This is a genomic window from Corynebacterium sp. HMSC067D03, assembly GCF_001811185.1.
In the GTDB taxonomy this organism is placed as follows: domain Bacteria; phylum Actinomycetota; class Actinomycetes; order Mycobacteriales; family Mycobacteriaceae; genus Corynebacterium; species Corynebacterium coyleae.
Genome location: NZ_KV803831.1, coordinates 1 through 17327 on the forward strand (window position 1 = coordinate 1; position 17327 = coordinate 17327).

16 protein-coding genes are annotated in these 17327 nt (G+C 63.1%); 3 read left to right on the forward strand and 13 right to left on the reverse strand.

The features are described from left to right. Window positions 1–218: 218 nt before the first annotated feature. The gene (locus HMPREF2785_RS07695; RefSeq protein WP_070614767.1) at window positions 219–1820 is read right to left on the reverse strand and encodes an AMP-binding protein; all 1602 of its coding nucleotides are present in this window, start codon (window positions 1818–1820) and stop codon (window positions 219–221) included. A gap of 51 nt (window positions 1821–1871) precedes the next feature. On the opposite strand from HMPREF2785_RS07695, the gene HMPREF2785_RS07700 reads away from it, so the two are divergent. The 3 genes from HMPREF2785_RS07700 to HMPREF2785_RS07710 are packed head-to-tail and all read left to right on the forward strand — an operon-like array spanning window position 1872 to window position 4426. Continuing rightward, window positions 1872–2696, forward strand: a complete 825-nt coding sequence (locus HMPREF2785_RS07700) for a GDSL-type esterase/lipase family protein (RefSeq protein ID WP_070614769.1) — start codon at window positions 1872–1874, stop codon at window positions 2694–2696. Window positions 2697–2707: 11 nt separating this feature from the next. Beyond that, the gene (locus HMPREF2785_RS07705) at window positions 2708–3805 is read left to right on the forward strand and encodes an S-(hydroxymethyl)mycothiol dehydrogenase (protein WP_070614771.1); all 1098 of its coding nucleotides are present in this window, start codon (window positions 2708–2710) and stop codon (window positions 3803–3805) included. Next, window positions 3806–4426 carry an MBL fold metallo-hydrolase gene (locus HMPREF2785_RS07710; RefSeq protein WP_070614773.1) on the forward strand — a complete coding sequence of 207 codons (621 nt, stop codon included), beginning with the start codon at window positions 3806–3808 and terminating at the stop codon, window positions 4424–4426. It begins immediately after the preceding gene. Here the strand turns inward: HMPREF2785_RS07710 and HMPREF2785_RS07715 are convergent. From HMPREF2785_RS07715 to HMPREF2785_RS07770, 12 genes are all read right to left on the reverse strand, one after another. Then, on the reverse strand, window positions 4423–4818 hold the full coding sequence (locus tag HMPREF2785_RS07715; protein ID WP_070614776.1) for a DUF2304 domain-containing protein: 396 nt from the start codon (window positions 4816–4818) through the stop codon (window positions 4423–4425). The two genes, HMPREF2785_RS07710 and HMPREF2785_RS07715, sit on opposite strands and share 4 nt — an antisense overlap. Further along, window positions 4815–5504, reverse strand: a complete 690-nt coding sequence (locus HMPREF2785_RS07720; protein ID WP_070614782.1) for a glycosyltransferase family 2 protein — start codon at window positions 5502–5504, stop codon at window positions 4815–4817. Before HMPREF2785_RS07720 ends, HMPREF2785_RS07715 begins: the two co-directional genes overlap by 4 nt. Window positions 5505–5518: 14 nt before the next feature. Further along, entirely contained in the window at window positions 5519–6316 is a 798-nt protein-coding gene (locus HMPREF2785_RS07725; RefSeq protein WP_070614784.1) for a glycosyltransferase, read from the reverse strand. Then, on the reverse strand, window positions 6316–7182 hold the full coding sequence (gene rfbA, locus HMPREF2785_RS07730) for a glucose-1-phosphate thymidylyltransferase RfbA (RefSeq protein WP_070614786.1): 867 nt from the start codon (window positions 7180–7182) through the stop codon (window positions 6316–6318). Before rfbA ends, HMPREF2785_RS07725 begins: the two co-directional genes overlap by 1 nt. A gap of 79 nt (window positions 7183–7261) precedes the next feature. Further along, window positions 7262–8695, reverse strand: coding sequence for an ATP-binding protein (locus HMPREF2785_RS11595; protein WP_070829323.1), 1434 nt, complete (start codon window positions 8693–8695; stop codon window positions 7262–7264). A gap of 76 nt (window positions 8696–8771) precedes the next feature. Continuing rightward, window positions 8772–9632 carry a hypothetical protein gene (locus HMPREF2785_RS07740; protein ID WP_070614787.1) on the reverse strand — a complete coding sequence of 287 codons (861 nt, stop codon included), beginning with the start codon at window positions 9630–9632 and terminating at the stop codon, window positions 8772–8774. Between the two features lie 66 nt (window positions 9633–9698). Next, entirely contained in the window at window positions 9699–11012 is a 1314-nt protein-coding gene (locus HMPREF2785_RS07745) for a sugar nucleotide-binding protein (protein WP_070614788.1), read from the reverse strand. After that, window positions 11012–11983: a dTDP-glucose 4,6-dehydratase gene (gene rfbB, locus HMPREF2785_RS07750; protein WP_070614789.1), complete on the reverse strand. Its 972-nt coding sequence runs from the start codon at window positions 11981–11983 to the stop codon at window positions 11012–11014. The genes HMPREF2785_RS07745 and rfbB overlap by 1 nt, the downstream gene beginning before the upstream one ends. Window positions 11984–11989: 6 nt before the next feature. Continuing rightward, window positions 11990–13171 (reverse strand): hypothetical protein, encoded by a 1182-nt coding sequence (locus HMPREF2785_RS07755; RefSeq protein ID WP_070614805.1) that lies wholly within the window; start codon window positions 13169–13171, stop codon window positions 11990–11992. After that, the gene (locus HMPREF2785_RS07760; RefSeq protein WP_070614790.1) at window positions 13168–14382 is read right to left on the reverse strand and encodes a M1 family metallopeptidase; all 1215 of its coding nucleotides are present in this window, start codon (window positions 14380–14382) and stop codon (window positions 13168–13170) included. The genes HMPREF2785_RS07755 and HMPREF2785_RS07760 overlap by 4 nt, the downstream gene beginning before the upstream one ends. Window positions 14383–14410: 28 nt before the next feature. Next, on the reverse strand, window positions 14411–15520 hold the full coding sequence (locus HMPREF2785_RS07765) for an alpha/beta hydrolase (RefSeq protein WP_070421517.1): 1110 nt from the start codon (window positions 15518–15520) through the stop codon (window positions 14411–14413). 304 nt (window positions 15521–15824) lie between these two features. Further along, the gene (locus HMPREF2785_RS07770; RefSeq protein ID WP_141750669.1) at window positions 15825–17282 is read right to left on the reverse strand and encodes an alpha/beta hydrolase; all 1458 of its coding nucleotides are present in this window, start codon (window positions 17280–17282) and stop codon (window positions 15825–15827) included. Between the last annotated feature and the right edge of the window lie 45 nt (window positions 17283–17327).

Genomic DNA, 17327 nt, shown 5'->3' on the forward strand with positions numbered 1-17327 from the left:
CGATAGCAGACACACATTTTGTCGCTTAACCCGCTCCGGGTTGTCGCTTAACCCACATTGCACAGCTCGGGATACAAAGGGTCTGGCCCTAGGTGCACAAAAACCCCGCACTAGGCGGGGTCTCCGGCAATGTGGAGTTGCACACGACGTGCAATCTCTACGCTTCGAACAGTAATGGAAAGCCATTGGTTGGCACAAGAGGGGCGAGCCTGGGTGGCTCAATTTTTTTGCCCTAGCCCGGGCAGGAAGCGCGGTACGACTTTGCCGACGGCGTTGCGCGGCAGCTTGTCGACGAAGTGCACGTCCCGGGGGATCGAGTGATCGGCCAAGCGTGAGCGCACCCAGTCGCGGACGGCTTCCTCGGTGATTTCGGCGGTTTTGACGACCCAGACGGCGATGCGTTTGAAGGTGTCGTCGTCGTCGACGCCGTGGGCGTAGACCTCGCCGATGCCGGGCATGTCTTCGAGGACTTCCACCACGGATTGGGGGTGGACGTTTTCGCCGCCGACGATGATCATGTCGTCGCTACGCGATTGCACGTGGAGATAGCCGTCGGCGTCGATGTAGCCGAGGTCGCCCATTTCGATGAGCCCGTCGATTTCGACGGTGGGGGTGTTCGGGTTGGTGTAGCCGCGCAGTGCGGTTTCGTTGTGGAGGAAGATGCGGCCGGTTTGGCCGGTGGGGGTTTCGCGGCCGTTGTCGTCGTAAATTTTGAGAACGGTGCCTGGCGCAATTTTGCCGACGGTGGTGGGGTCTGCCTGCATTTGTTCGGGGGAGGCGGCGGCGGCGAGGGCGAGTTCGGTGGAGCCGTAGATGTTGGCCAGGATGGGGCCGAAGCGTTCGGTGGTGTGGCGCAGTAGCGACGGGGTGACGGCGTTGCCGGCGGTGGCGAGGTAGCGCAGCGACGAGGTGTCGTAGTTTTCGTCGAGGTCCAGCATGTGTTTGAAGAAGATCGGCGAGGAGATGAGGCCGTCGCAGCGGAATGCTTCGATTTGGCGGAAGCAGTTTTCGGGGTCGAATTCGCGTTGCGTCACGATGGTGGAGCGGGTCGCCAGCGCGACTTGCAGGGCGGACCAGCCCCAGGTGTGGAAGATGGAGGCGGTGAGTTGGATGGTGTCGCCAGCGCGCCAGGGGATTGCTTCGAGGTATCCGGCGACCACGAATGGCAGGCGTGGTTCGGGGCGCACGATGCCTTTGGGGATGCCGGTGGTGCCGGAGCTCATCAGGACGAGGTTGCCGTGTTTGGGCCAGAGGGGCAGTCGCTTATCGACGACCCCTTTCACCACCACGTCCTCATACGCGCGCACCACGGGTATGTGGGGGATGTCGTTGGGGATGCGGTCGGCGAACTCGTCGTCGATAAAGAGGATGTTGATGTCGTTTTCGGCGATGATGCCGCGCAGTTGCTCGGTGGAGGAGCCGATGTTGAGTAGGAAGATGTGGCCTCCGGTGTAGCCCTTGGCGCCGAGGGGTAGGACGATGCCGCGGCCGTTGCGGGCCATGACGCCGATGCGTAGTTCGTCGAGGCCGCGCTCTTCTTTCTGGGCCAGCAGCCACTTGGCTACGGTGCGGGAGTCTTCGCGCAGTTGGCGGTAGGTCAGCGCCCCGGTGTCGTCGATAAGAGCGAGGCGATCGGGCACTGCTGCGGCGCCTTGTTCGATTTCGCGGGCGGTGGTGAACCAGTAGCGCGCGAGATTCGGGATGAGTGCGAGCGCTGCGCGGGGGCCGCCTTCGGCGCTGATGATGCCGGCGCGTGTAACGGCGGGCACGAATCGCGCGAAAGACTTCAGTAAGAACAGCGGACGATGGGTGGGGCGCATGAGGATAATGTAGCCTACCGATACGTAAGTGTCTCGCGTGAAAGGATTTTCGTGTCTGTTTTCCGACGTCTCGCAGCCGCCTTTGTGGCCGCTGCCGCCCTCGTCGCCCCACTGACCCCGGCCGCCCACGCGCAGGAGCGCAACATGGTCATCTTCGGCGACTCCGTTATTTCCGACCCCAACATGGGCCAGTGGGCCGCCGGCAAACTCGGCCTCGACCCGCGCGGGCGCTCCGACAACGGCACCTGGTGCCCGACCTCCGCCACGAACTGGGGCAAGCGCTCCGCCGCGAAACTTGGCCTGCCTGCGCGTGACTACTCCTGCACCGGCGTGGTCACCATTTCGAAGGGGCCGGGCTTCTTCCAACAGGTCGACCGCGCGATCGCGGACCGCGGCCTGTCGCCGGCAACCGCGCGCGTGATCATCTCCGTCGGCTTCAACGACACGTACAACAACAATTCACGCCCCGATGCCGACATCCGTCGCGACTTCACCCGCTACATGGTCCCGCAGATCAACCGCATCCGCGCCGCCGCCCCGAACGCGCGCATCCAGATCGTCGGCTACCCGAAGGTCACCGCCGGCGACCGCGTGTGCCTGTTCCACATCGCCCCGAACGCCTCCGACTGGACGCGCTTCCAGGAAGTTCAGCGTTGGGAGAACCTCGCCCAGTGGATGCAGGTCGACGCCGCTCGCGCCGCCCGCGTCGAGTTTTTGGACCTGAAACCGTCCACGATGAACAACAACATGTGCGCCCCGGATAACCAGCGCATGTGGGCTGGCCTGGTCGATTTCTACGGCGGGCCGGGTAACCTGCCGATCCACGTGAACCAGCGTGGCCACGAGCACGTGGCAAATATCATCGCCCGCTCCTAGTCTGGGAGGGCATGACACAGACTGTTCAAGGAGTAATCGCCCGTTCCAAGGGCGCGCCCGTCGAGGTTGTGGACATTGTGATCCCCGACCCCGGCCCAAACGATGTTGTGGTCAAGGTTCAGGCCACCGGTGTGTGCCACACGGACCTGGCCTACCGCGACGGTGATATTGCAGACGAGTTCCCGTTCCTGCTCGGCCACGAAACGGCTGGCGTCGTGGAGACGGTCGGCGAAGATGTCACCCACGTCGAGCCCGGCGATTTCGTCGTGCTGAACTGGCGTGCAGTCTGCGGCGAGTGCCGCGCCTGCCGCAAGGGGGACACGAAGAATTGTTTCAACACCCACAACGCGTCCCAGCGCATGACGCTTGACGACGACACCCCGCTCACCCCAGCCTTAGGCATCGGCTCCTTCGCCGAGAAGACCCTTGTGCACGAGAAGCAGTGCACCAAGGTGGATCCGGAAGCCGACCCGGCCGCGGCGGGCCTGCTCGGCTGCGGCATCATGGCCGGCCTGGGCGCCGCGGTGAACACCGGTGAGGTGCAGCGTGGCGAGTCCGTCGTCGTGTTCGGCCTCGGCGGGGTAGGTCTTGCGGCCGTGGCGGGTGCTGCGTTGGCGGGGGCGTCGACGGTGGTGGCGGTGGACGTCGATAAGCGTAAGTGCGATGTTGCGACCGAGAAGTTCGGCGCAACCCACGCCATCTGCTCCAAGGATATGAGCGAAGACGACGTCATCGAGGCCGTGCGCGACCTCACCGGCGGCTTCGGCGCGGATGTGGCCATCGACGCCGTGGGCATCCAACCCACCTGGCGCCAGGCGTTCTACTCCCGCGACCTCGCCGGCCGCATGGTCATGGTCGGCGTGCCCAACCAGACCGACCACGTGGACATCCCCGCGATCGACCTGTACGCCCGAGGCGGCTCCATCAAGCCGGCCTGGTACGGCGACTGCCTGCCGGAGCGCGACTTCCCCACGTACGTTGAGCTGTACAAGCAGGGACGGTTCCCGCTCGGCGAGTTCGTCTCCGAACGCATTGGTGTCGGGGACATCGAGGAATCGTTTGAAAAGATGAAGCGCGGCGACGTGCTGCGAAGCGTGGTGGAGTTCTAAATGCGTATCGACAACGTCATCACATCCGGCCTGTTCAAACTCGACGGCGGCGAATGGGAGGTGGACAACAACGTCTGGATCGTCGGCGACGACTCCGAGGTCTACATCATCGACGCCGCCCACAACGCCCAAGCCATCGCCGACGCCGTGGGCAACCGTCGCGTCAAGGGCATCCTGGCCACCCACGGCCACTCCGACCACATCGACGCCGCGCCCGAGCTGTCGCGGCTTGTCGACGCCCCGGTGTACCTGCACCCCACCGACGGGTTCTTGTGGCAGCGACAGAACCCGGGCGCGCACTACCGCCAGCTTCTCGACGGCGCCACGTTCACCATCGCCGGCACCGACCTGCGCGTGATGTCCACCCCAGGCCACTCGCCGGGCTCCGTGGTCATCTACGCCGAGGAAGCCGGCGAACTCTTCTCCGGCGACACCCTCTTCCAGGGCGGGCCGGGCGCGACGGGACGATCCTTCTCGTCGTTTGACACCATCATCCACTCCCTGCAGAAGTCCGTCCTGGACCTGCCGCCGGAGACGGTCGTGCGCACCGGCCACGGCGACCACACCACGATTGGCGACGAAGCCCCGCACCTAGAGGAGTGGATCCGCCGCGGGTTCTAATCCCGCTCCGGCGCTGCGCCCGGCGCTGTGCCTGTCGCAGCGCCCGCTGCGCTACCCGGCGCTGTGTCGGGCGCTTCGGCGTTTTGCAGCGCTACCGCTCGGGCGAGGCGCGCGTAGCGCAGTTCCTGTTCGCGGAAGCGGGTCCAGGTGGAGATCGTCGTAAAGAAAAATGCGATGACCAGCAGATAAAGCATGAGGTCCGTGCCGCGGTCCACGCCGAGCCAGTTGGCCAGCACGGTCACATCGTCGGGGCGAACGATCGCCCACACGGCGGCGAGGACCATCAGCACGAAGCCCAACTTCACCCACGCCTTCGCGTTCGCCTTGCGGCGGTTAGCGAAGAAGAACCACGCCAGCGCCACAATGGCCAGCAGTAACAACGCCTGAATCATGGCAGCCTCCTTGCCACGAGCCCATCCGCGAGGATGTTCACCCCGTTGATCAACGATTGCCCCTTGGACATGGAGTATTCGGTGTAGAGAATATCCACCGGCTCTTCGTCGACGCGCCAGCCGAACTTCTCGATCATGGTGACGATCTCCGAAGCGTGCGACATCCCATTCATGCGGATGTTCATCTCGTCGGCGACCTTCTTGTTAAACGCGCGCAGCCCGTTGTGCGCGTCCGACAGGCCGAGTTTGCGGGTGCGCGGCGACAGCATCACCACCGTTTTCAGCACGACGCGCTTAATCCACGGCACCTGCGAGTTGTCTTGGCCCGCAAACCGCGTACCGACGACAATATCCAGCGGCTCCGTCCGCAACCGCTCAACCATGCGCGCCACGTCCTTGACCTGGTGCTGGCCGTCGGCGTCGAAGGTGACAAAGTACTTCGCGCTGGGCTGCGCACGCGCGTACTCCACGCCGGTCTGGATCGCTGCACCTTGGCCGAGGTTCACCGGGTGGTTGACCAGGTGGGCGCCGGCGGCGCGGATTTGTTCGGCGGAGTTGTCGTGGGATCCGTCGTTGACGGCGACGATGTTGGGGAAGGTTTCGCGGGCGTGGCTGAGCACGTCGAAAATGACCGTGCCCTCGTTGTAACAAGGCACGATCAGCCAAGTGTCTGAAAATCCGGTCATGTCGCTTAAAGAGGTTACTCGCCGCGGTGGAAGAGCACGGAGTAGACGCGCTTGGTTAGCCCGATGGGCAGGGCGCGGTACAGGTTGCGCACGGCGAGGTTCACCAGCGCGCGCGGCCGCGAGATCAGCCCGTATTCGACGAGGTTGGCCTGCATGGTGCGCTCGGCGCGTCGGGTGTCGGCGCTGGCGCGGCGTCGCAGCTGGTCGTCGGTGACGCGGAAGTAGGTCAGTGGCTCGTCGAGGTTGGCCAGGGTGTGGCCGGCGGCGATGAGGCGCGCCCACAGGTCGTAGTCCTCCATGAACGGCACGTGCTGGTAGCCGCCGACGGCGTTGACGGCGTCGGTGCGGAAGGTGACCGCGGGGTGGTTGAGCGGGGAGTTGATTTTCACGTACGCGTTCGGATCCCGCGGCAGTGCGCGGATGGTGCCGCGGTCGCCGGGGGTGTGTTCGAACTCTTCCATGGCGCTGCCGAGTGCGGCCACGTCCGGGTGCGCCTCCAGGTACGCGAGCTGTTTGGCGAAGCGCTCCGGTTTGGCGGCGTCGTCGGAGTCGATGCGTGCGGTGTAGGTGGCGTTGATCGTCGCTAAGCCTGCGTTGAGCGCCCGGCCTAGGCCGACGTTTTCGGGTAGCTCGACCACGCGAGCGCCATGCTTTGCGACGACCCCACGCACCGCCCCAGACACCTCCCCGTCAAAGACCACCACAACCTCGTCGGCGGGGCGCGTCTGGGCGTCGAGGGAGTTCAGCGTGAGTTCGAGTTCGGCGGCGTCGGTGGCGTGGTAGACGCTCATGAGGGCGGAAAGGGTGGGCATTAGGCCTCCTCGGCGGCGTCGATAAGGTAGCGGCCGTAGCCGGATTTGAGCACGGCCTCGCCGAGTGCGCGCAGTTGGGCGGCGTCGATGAAGCCTTCCCGGTAGGCGGCGACCTCCGGCGAACCGATGACGGTGCCGGTGCGTTTTTGCAGCACTTCGACGTAGGAGCTGGCCTCGCTCATCGAATCGATCGTGCCGGTATCCAGCCACACATCCCCGCGGTGCAGGCGGTGCACCTTCAGGTCGCCGCGCTTGAGGTAGGCCTCGTTGACCGAGGTGATTTCCAACTCGCCGCGCGCCGAGGGGGTGATGTTCTTCGCGATCTCCACCACGTTGTTGTCGTAGAAATACAACCCCACGACCGCGAAGTTCGACTTCGGTTGCTGCGGTTTCTCCTCGATGGACAGGGCGGTGCCGTCCGCGTCGAAATCCACCACGCCGTAGCGCTGCGGGTCCGACACCTCGTAGGCGAAGATCGCCCCGCCCTCAATCTCACGTACCTGGCCGAGCGCTTCCAGGATGCCGGCGCCGTCGAAGATGTTGTCGCCAAGCACCAGGGCGACGGCGTCGTCGCCAATGAAATCTTCGCCGATCAGAAACGCTTGGGCGAGGCCTTCCGGCTTCGGCTGTTCGGCGTAGTGGAGCATGATGCCGAGGTGGGAGCCGTCGCCAAGCAAACGCTCGAAATTCGCCCGATCCTCCGGCGTGGTGATGATCAGAATCTCCCGAATACCCGCGCTGATCAGCGTGGAGAGCGGGTAGTAGATCATCGGCTTGTCGTAAATCGGCATCAACTGCTTCGAGATGCCCTGCGTGATCGGGTACAGCCGCGTACCCGATCCGCCCGCCAGAATGATGCCTTTCATAGCCCCGAAGTCTAGTGGGCAGCCAACTTCCCACTAACTTCCCATGTTGGTAAGTAGTTGGGAAGTTGATTGGGAAGCTCTACTTCGTAAGCCGGTACCGCTGTTTCGGGCTTCGAGAAGGCTCAGTGCGTTCAACTCGCCCTTCTTCCATCAGCTGATTCAAAGCCAACTGGATTGCGCTGCGACTTCTCCCCGTTGCATTTCTTAGTTCAGTGCTTGACCAGGAATGTTGTTCATCGAAAAGTCGGAGAACCTGTTGGTAAGCCGTTTCATGAGTTTCTTCAGCAGCGACTTTCCTCTTATGAAAAGTCACAGAGAAATGCGTGAGAGAATTACTGAAAACAGGAGGCGGCATAAGCGCATCAGCGGTCGCTCGTGTCATCGTCGCGATACCCGTACCTCTATTTTCAGCGACGAGACCCCCGTCATCGAAATGAAGGTCTTCCAAAAAAGTTGCTAGCTGTTGGTTTCTCGTAGAAGACGCACCAGGGGTTCCCAAATTCTCCTTAGTAACACCGCCGTAAAGTCCGCCAGGATTAGATATGACTAGCCTGTCCACGAACATGTCGATCTGTACTGGTGTGCCGAGTGCAGTCGGGGAATAATCGCGATGCATAAGTGCGTTGACGAGTGCCTCGCGAACTGCGATTTGAGGATAGTCCGGTAAATCTCGGCGGAAAACTCCTTCTATAAGACCAGCAGTTCGCATATTTTTCTCAACTAGACGGACACCTTCGTCTACCAGCTCGGGGATAGGGCCTCTAAGTCGCGCACTATCCAGCAGTCGAATTCCTTCTCCTACCTCGCCTTTTTCGGCACCTGGATAGAGGGCGAAAGTGACTGTCAGTCGTGGATAGAATTCTTGAGGAAAGTCGCCCATTGCTAACAGTGCTGCGAAGGTAGGGGAGTCGCCTTGGAGCACTTGAAGCCGTCGGAGCGCGATGTCTTCCCCGTCCTTAAAGGTCTTCGGACGTGAATTGCGTTGTTGCTGAAGGTAGGACCGAAGAATATTTTCATCTAAGTCGGTTAAGCGTGCTTCTTCGACGGGAGTGCGATCCCAGCGTGGTTGGTGGCTTTCCTCGCGCAATCGATCCACTTCATACGCGGTAAGGCGATGTTCGCTTTCGCCTAAACGGATATAGCTGCCACCGTAGGGCCCACGTGCGGTGATATAACACGGTTTATCAAACGGAGCCATTTCTTTGAAATGTGCAACGACGACACTGGAACCTTCGAATGGCATGACTTCGACCGTTGGACGGACTGGCGGAGTGAGCTTCTCGCAAAATGAATTTAGAGAGTCTTGAGTTTTCCGGGAATCGAAGTTGGGAACCGGGGTGAAACCCGATTCTTCGTCGATTCCAAAAATGATGATTCCGCCGTCTTTGTTAGAAAAAGCACTGAGTGTTTCCAACATGTTTTTGCCGGCGCCGGATTTAACTTCTACGTGCTGCTGTTCAGTACCGATTATGCGGAGTTTGTCTAGCAGCTGAGCAAGATCGACCGGCAACATGCCACCAACTTACCAATCAACTTCCCATGTTGGTAAGTAGTTGGGAAGTTGATTGGTAAGTTGCCTGCGACCTCAGTTAGCGCAGGCCCGGGATCTGGAGACCCAACTGCGGTGCGAAAGCCGCCGCGATACCGACGACTGCGAGGACAGCGGCGATCACGCCGACCACGATGCCAGCGGTGGAGGAGCCGTCTTCCTTGCTCGGCTGGCTCGCGGGCTTCGTCGGGAACGCAACCGTGGTGTTGCCTTCACCGAGGCAAGCTTCCTCAGCGTCCGCGTTGGCGTTGAGGAAGGCGTTCAGGCCCTCGAAGTACTTGCCAGCGGAGGTTTTCTCGAAGGTGGAGTAGAACTTCTCCATCTGTGCCTCGTTGCCAAGGACATCGGTGAGACCAAACAAGAGAGCTAGCAGGGCGCCAGCGAAGTTGCCTTCGATATCGCCCTCTTTCTTCCTCGCTTCGACGTAGTAATTATCCCAGTCTGTTTCCTCGGATTCGGTGCCGCCGGCGAGGTTCTGCCCATAGGCAGCTCGCGCGCGCAGCTGCAGATAAAACTTCGCGGTCGACTCATTCATACCTGCCATACCCAGTCGGTTCAGGTACGAGTCCTTGTTCAGGGCGTCGAATGCTGCGTCGAAGGCATCGACAGTCTTGTGGCCGGTGAGTGGTTGCTTGTTGGCGTCGACGAAGTCATTGCCAACGGGACGAGCGGACGGGTATGCGGCTTCGAGCGACAGGTTGATGTCGCGTGCAAACGTCGAGTCGAGTCGGCTCGCCACGTCCTGTTCCATCGATGTCAGGAAATCCTTCTCCGCCGCGGTGAAGGTCACCTTGCATTTGTTTTGGTTGAGGGGGCCGATCTGCGCTGCCTGCGCAGGCGTGACAGCGGAAAAGGCCACAGCGGTGGCAGTAGCAAGAGCAAGGAAGCGCGACGTTTTCATGGAAATCTCCTGGGAACGGGGTGGGGACTTCCGGAAGTATAAGCGGGATTCACCCCCTCAGCTGGGCTATCGCATGGCGACGTAGAGCGCGAGTGCTGCCCGCCAGTTCGTCGGCGCGAACCCGGTGGCCTTGATCTTGTCCAGCGACAGAGTGGATTCGCGGGGGCGCACGGCGGCGTCGAGGCCGTACTCCTCGGTGGTGACGGGGTGGACGTCGGCGGGGTTGCCGCCCATGGCGATGTAGACGGCCATGGCGATTTCGTCGCGGCCGACGGTGTCGCCGTCGGAGGTGATGTTGTACACGCCGTATTCGGCACCGGTGCGAAGCAGGTGCGCGATGCCTTTGGCCAGGTCTTCGGCGGAGGTGGGGCGCCCGCGCTGGTCGGATACCACCTTCGGCGTGGCGCCCTTTTCGGCGAGTTGGGCCATGGTTTCCATGAAGTTGGCGCCGTCGCCGAAGACCCAGGAGGTGCGGATGACGTAGTGCTTGCGGGCGGTTTGCGCGGCGGTGTCGCCGGCGGCTTTGGAGGCTCCGTAGGCGGACAGCGGCGAGGGCACTTCGGTTTCGTCGTGGACCTCGACGGTGCCGTCGAAGATGTAGTCGGAGGAGACGTGGACGAAGGTGAGGTCGTGCTCGTCGGCAAGCCTGGCGAGCGCGGCGGGGGCGGTGGCGTTGGCGGCCCAGGCGGTGGCGCGGTCGGTTTCGGCGCCGTTGACGTCGTTGTATGCGGCGCAGTTGACCACGGCCCAAAACTCGGACCAGTCGATACTCACGCTGCCCGTCGCGTCAGCGGCGTGGCAGATGTCGAAGTCGTCGCGGCCGACAAACAACGCCTCCTCGTCGGACCAGATTGCACGCAGCGCGCGGCCGAGCTGCCCGTTGGCGCCGGTGACTAGGATGCGGCGGGGTGGTAGTGGGGTGGCGTCGGCAAGCATGGGGTGTGCTTGGTCGGCGGCGGAGAGTTCGGTGGGTTCGAGCGGCCAGTCGATCTCGCGGTAGGAGCAGTACGCACCGCCGGGGCTGTAGCGCTGGTTGACCAGGTAGATGTATGTGGTGTCGTCTTCAAGCGCTTGGAAGCCGTTGGCTACGCCGCGGGGGACGAACACGGCGGTGTCGGGTCCGATTTCGCAGGTGAACGTTTCGCCGTAGGTTTCGGAGCCGGCGCGCATGTCTACCCACGCGCCGAAGACGCGTCCGGTGGCGACGGAGACCCATTTGTCCCAGGGTTCTGCGTGCATACCGCGGGTGGCGCCGCGTCGGGCGTTGTAGCTCACGTTTTGTTGCTGCGGTACGAGTGCTTGGCCGGCCCAGTTTTCTTTGAACCAGCCGCGGTTGTCTTTGTGCAGTGTGAGGTCGTGGATTTCAAGTCCTGCGATCATTACTGTCCCCTTTGCGCATATTGCTTCTCGACGACACCCTTACCGTCCTCCCACCACCGACGATTCTCTCGGTACCAGTCGATGGTGTCGCGCAGTCCGGTGTCGAAGTCGTGCTTGGGTGTCCAGCCGAGTTCGTTGCGGAGTTTGGTGGCATCCATGGTGTAACGCTGGTCGTGGCCGGGCCGGTCGGCGACGTGTTCGTAGGTGCCGCCCATGATTTCGCAGATTGTTTCGATGACCTGCTTGTTTGTGGTGTGTGGCTGGTTTGCGCCGATATTATAGGTTTCGCCGAGCCGGCCGTGCTCGAGGATGGTGAGGACGGCGTCGTTGTGGTCGTCGACATGGATCCAGTCGCGCACCTGGGCGCCGGTGCCGTAGAGCTTCGCGGGTTGGCCGCACAGGATGTTGGTGATCTGGCGGGGGATGAACTTTTCTACGTGCTGGTAGGGGCCGTAGTTGTTGGAGCAGTTCGAGATCGTCGCTTTGATGCCGAAGGAGCGTACCCATGCGCGTACGAGGTGGTCGGAGCCGGCTTTGGTTGCGGAGTAGGGCGACGACGGGTTGTAGGGGGTGGTTTCGGTGAATGCGTCGTTGCCGCCGAGTTCGAGGTCGCCGAAGACTTCGTCGGTGGAGATGTGGTGGAGGCGCTTATCAAATTTGCGCACGGCTTCTAACAGGGTGAAGGTGCCCACCACGTTGGATTGCACGAACGCACTTGGGTCCCGCAGGGAGTTGTCGTTGTGGGATTCTGCCGCGAAGTGGATGACGGCGTCGGTGCGGTTGACCAGGTCGTCGATAAGCGATTGCTCGCAAATGTCCCCCTGGACGAACTCGACGCCCTCGGGGACGTTGGCGCGGTTGCCGGCGTAGGTGAGTTTGTCCACCACAACGACGCGGTAGCGCTGCGCCGCCATGCGTGCGAAGTTCGACCCGATAAAACCGGCGCCGCCGGTGACCAGCAAAGATTCCATATCGCGTTACCTTACAAGGCCTGCGAGGTGCACGAGCGCACCGACAACCGGCCCGACGAACAGGGCGACGGTAACCGAGGTGGCCACGCCCCACGGCGCGATGAAGAGGACCGCGAAGGCGCTCAGGGTTGCCGCGCCCCAGCCTGCCACGTAAAACGCATGCCGCTCCTGTGCGAGCACTGCCACGCCGGTGATCATGAGCATGCCCATGAACGCCGACGCGAACGTGAGCAGCCCGAGCGTGATGCCGGCGACGAACAGTTCCGGTTTGAACGCGAGGCGCAGGATCCACGGCCCGATGAGCCATGCGGCGGCGAACCCCACCACGCCGAGGGCGAGCACCGCGCCGATGGGGGCGGCCAGCGCCTTGTAAATACGGTCGCGGTGTTCCACGAACCGCACCACCAGCGCCGATTGGAAGCGTTGCAGCGGCACGAGCACGGGTGCGCGGGTGAGCATGACGGCATTCGAGATCGCGGCGACGGTCAGGGAGGTCTGCGGGTCGTCGGGAAACGCGGCGCTGACGGCGGTGGGGAAGCCGGTGATCAGCGCTGCGGAGGCGCCTGAGGCGGTCATGGCGGAGAGGACGCGGCGCACGAACGTGGCGCGGTCCACGTCCAAGGCGACGCGCACCGGGTCGACGGCGAGGATGACCACCCAGCTCAGGGCGCCGATGACGGTGATGATGAGGAACTCGCGAAGCCCACCGCCAAGCAGCAGCGTGAGCACGGCGAGGACCAGGCGCGCGCCGGAGTCCAACGCCACGAGTGCGGCGTAGCGCTCCCACAGTCCCGCGCCGGACAGCACGCCGGAGAGCACCGATTGGAACGCGTAGGACAGCAGGCCGAACGCCAGCAGCGCGGTGGCCAGCGTCGGGTCGGAGGGGACGATCGTACCCATGCCGAACAGGCCGAACACCGCCACGAGCGCCAGCGCCACCCCGCCGATGACCGCACCCATCCGCCACGGGTTGGCGTTGCCGTGGGTGCCGTCCTCGCGGGCGGCGGCGACGGCGCGGGTGGTTTCGTGGGTGATGCCGTCCACGATCCCGGCGCACGCGAAGAACAACCCCCAGTAGGCCAGGAAGTACCGGTAGCCGGTTTCTACGTCCAGCGCCCAGCCGGCGACCCAGACGACGACCAGCCCGCTGATGGCGGCGAACACTGTCGCCAGCGAGAGGTGTTTCACGGGCACTCCGGCAGTTCGGCGCGCTGCACCCACGCGTCCAAGATGTGGGCAATGTCGGCGCCGTTGCGGGCAAAGGCGTCAATGAGCGTTTGCGTATCCACGATCCCGTCCGCGTTCGCAGCCACATAATCGCGCACGGTGTTGGAGAAGACGGTGTCGCCGACGCTTCGTCGTAAAGCATGCAGCGTGATCGCGCCGCGTTTGTACACGCGGTCGTCGAACATGTCGCGCGGGCCCGGATCCGCCAGGGTAAACCGCATGGGGGTGAGTTTGTCGTAGTGGGTGCGCACGGAGTCGTCGATAGGCATCTGTCCTGCGTGATCCGCCCACAGCCACTCGGCGTAGCAGGCGAAACCCTCGTTGAGCCAGATATCGCGCCAATGGCCGATGCCGAGCGAATTGCCGAACCATTGGTGCGCCAACTCGTGCGCGATCAGCCGCTCGTTGCGGCGCAGGTGGTTGATGCCGAAGATGGACAAACCGTGCGCCTCGAGCGGGATTTCCAGCGCCTCCTCGTGCACGACTACCTGGTAGTTCTCAAACGGGTATGGCCCGAAGACGGTTTCAAAGTAGTCCAGCATCGCCTGCTGCTTGTTCAGGTCGCCGGGTTGCGCGCCGGGCAGCCACGCGACGACGTTGCGGCCGAGCTCCACGCGCTGGAACTGGCCGACCTGCACCGTGGCCAGGTACGTCGGCATCGGGTGCGCGGTGGTGTTGGTTACTGCGACGTAGTCGCGGTCGGTGCGCACGTTAAACGTGTAGGTCGCCTTCTCGTCGGGGGTGTCGTTGCAGGGGAACCAGGTGGGCGCGCCGTTGGGCTGGTTGGCGGTCAGCGCGCCGTTGTCCAGTTCCTCCCAGCCGAGTTCACCCCACGCGGTGCGTCGCGGGCGGGGGTTGCCGCCGTAGCGGATGGTGAGGGTGAATTCGGTGTGGGCCGGGAGGTCGTCGTGAAGCGAGATGCGCAATTTTCCACCCGACTGGCGGAAGCGCTTGATGCCACTGCTTATCGACGACTCCACGCGCCGAACCGCAAGCCCCTCCGCCACATCCAACGTCAGGTGGTGCAGGGCTTCGGTGGTGGTCAGCGTCAACGTTGCGGTGGCGTTGAGCCGGTTGGGTCCGACGATGTAGTCGAAATCCAGGTCGTAATGCGTGACGTGGAACCCACGGTTGGGTTCCACGCCCGTGTAGTTGTCGCTGCGGCGTTTCATCGCCTGCGAAGTCTAGTCCAGCGCGTGCTTACACCCCGAGTGCCGGTGCGATAGTGGTGCGCCAGGCCTTGTCCAGGTCGTCGCGCCAGTACGGCCAGGAGTGGGTGCCCACGTTGCGCAGCTCGAAGTGCGCCGGGATGTTCAACCCGTCGAGCTTTGCCTTGAGGTCGTGGGTGCAGGTGTTGATCGCAGCCTCGATCACGCCGCCTTCTACCTGCAGCGTTGCCGCGCCGATGTGTGCGATCGGGTCCGGTGCGCCGAGGCCGATGAGGTAGCTGACCTGGTCGCTGCGCCCCGCCAGGCCGGTGCCCGCGGAGACGTAGAGCTTCAGGCCGCGCAGTTTCTCGGCGTTGAGCAGGGCGTCGTTCCAGCGGTTGTAGGGTCCGCCCATCGGACCCCACATCATCTCCGGGGTGACGGTCTTGAAGTCCTGGGTAGCCGACGCGCGGTTCACGGTGATGCGGGCGAAGTTGTAACCGGCTGGCGAGGATGTCGCCGCGCAGCCGGAGAACGATGCCGCCGCCTTGTACATGCCCGGGTTGTGTTGCGGCAGGACGAGCGCCGAGGTGCCCGACATGGAGAACCCGGCGATCGCTCGGTTGTTATTTGCACCGAGGGTGCGCTCAATCGGACCAGGCAGTTCCTTGGTCAGGAACGTCTCCCACTTCTGCGGGCCGTTGAGGTATCGGGAGCGCACGGTTGGGGCGACCCAGTCGGTGTAGTACGAAAATGCGCCAGCCTGCGGGATGACCACGTTGACGCCCTTGCCCGCGAAGTAGTCCTTGGTGGTGTGCAGGTGGATCCAGTCCTGGTCCTGCTCCGCACCGCCTGCGCCGTTGAGCAGGTAGAGCGTCGGCGCGCCCTGGACGCGCTGGCCAGCCGGGTTGGTGGCGGGGATGACGGCGACGGGGATGTCACGGTTCATTGACGGGGAGAACACGTTGTAGGACAGGACCGTTTTGTGGTCGACCTGCTTCACCCAGGACTGCGGCTTGCCGGTGTGGATGACAGTCGGCGGGTTTGCCGTGGCGTCCCACGCCTTGACCACGCCAACCGGCTGCGCCACCGCGGGAGTCGTACCACATGCGAGGGCGACGGCGGTGAGTGCTGCGAGCGCAGCTTTCTTCAAGGTCTTCATGAGGCGGGTCCCCGTTTCTGTAACGAAAGTGTGTTGCCTGACGACATTCGAAGCGTCATTGTACGGTACATACGTTAAACCTGTGGCTATTGTTACAGATGTTCCACGTTTTGAAAGGAAAGCGACATGAACCCGATCGAATCCGTCCAGCTGCAGATCAACGAGGTCCTCGGCCAGCTCATCCACTTCGGCTCCTCGACGTCCTCCACGATCGCCTACGGCCTGGGCATGTTCTAAAAGCTAGAAAAAGAGGCACCCTGTGGCAGGGTGCCTCTTTTTTGTTGCCTGTTTTTTACAGGCGCGGTTACAGGCCGAGCGCCGACTTGAACACGGTCTCGTAGGAGCGCTTCAGGTCATCGCGCCACACCGGCCAGGAGTGGGTGCCAACCGGGCGCAGCTCAGCGTGAGCGACCTCCGCACCGTTGGCACGCGCCTTGACCAGGAAGTCGTGGGTGCAGGCGTTCATCGCGGCCTCGATCGCGCCACCTTCGACCAGGAGGGTCGCGGCGTTCGCGGAACCCTTCACAAACGCGTCGGAGGAGTCCAGGCCCGCATCTTCGAGGCGCTTCCGCAACGTGCCCGGCATGTCGGTCTCCGCTGCGAGGCCGGTGCCGGTGGAGATGTACACCTTCGTGTCAGTGCCCGCCAGAGCTGGTGCGTTGACTAGGGCATCGTAGCGGCGGTTGTAGTCCGAACCCATCGGGCCGAAGATGTACTCAGGCGTCATGACACCCGGTGCAGCACGGTCCACCGTGAGGTTGATGAAGAAGCTCGGCAGCGGACGCGACGTTGCCGGGCAGCCGGAGAACGAGCCGACGGCCTTAAACATGTTCGGGTTGTGCTCAGCGAGCAGCAGCGACGAGGTGGCGGACATAGACATGCCGATCACGCCACGGCGGTTCGGGTCAGCCTTGATGTATGGCTCGATGGTCTGCGGCAGTTCCTTGGCCAGGAACGTCGACCACATCTGCTTGCCCTTGTAAAACACGTTGTCCTTCGTCGGTGGCTCTGCAGCCCAGTCGACGTAGTACGAGAACGCGCCCTCCATCGGGATGACCACGTTCGCGCCCGAGTGACCGTAGACCTCGTGGACTTCCTCGAGTGCCTGGGAAACCCAGTCGGTGTCCTGCTCGGAGCCACCAGCGCCGTTAAGTAGGTAAACCGTCGGGGCGTTCTCGACCGTTTCGCCCTTGTCGTTGGTGGCGTAGAACACCGCGACCGGGATGTAACGGCCCATCGATTCCGAGTACACGCGCAGCGCTTCGTTCTTCCACACGTGCTGGTTGTCGGCCAGACGCTTGACCCAGCGCTGCTCCGCGCCGCTCATCGTCTTCGGCACCTCACCGAGTTCCTTGATCGCAGGGTGCTGCTGCATATCCTCACCCATCGGGTTCAGCTTCGCCGCATCCTCCGAAAGCACCGTGGCGTCCGCATCCGCGTCAGCGGCTGAGTCATCCTTCGAGGTGAGGTCCTCGTTGGTCGTGTCCTTGCTGGAGCCCTCCGGTACCAGCTCGGACGTGGTGGGGGTGGGCTCGTTCGAGGTCGACGTTGCCGACGTTTCCGACGTGGTCGACTTCTCAGTCGGCTCGGTCGTCTCCGAGGTGGTGGTCTCGGGCAGTGTTGTGTTCACTGTCGACTGGGCAGCGCTGAGGACGGCGGGGGTGTCGTCGTCAAGCGAAGATGCGTAATGGACAACGGGAACGGCACCTGCTGTAACAAGGGCGACAGCGGCTGCGGCGATGGCCGGACGCGTGAGTTTCACGGAACTGTGCTCGCTTTCCTAAAGACTTGGGGAGATCCTCCGCCA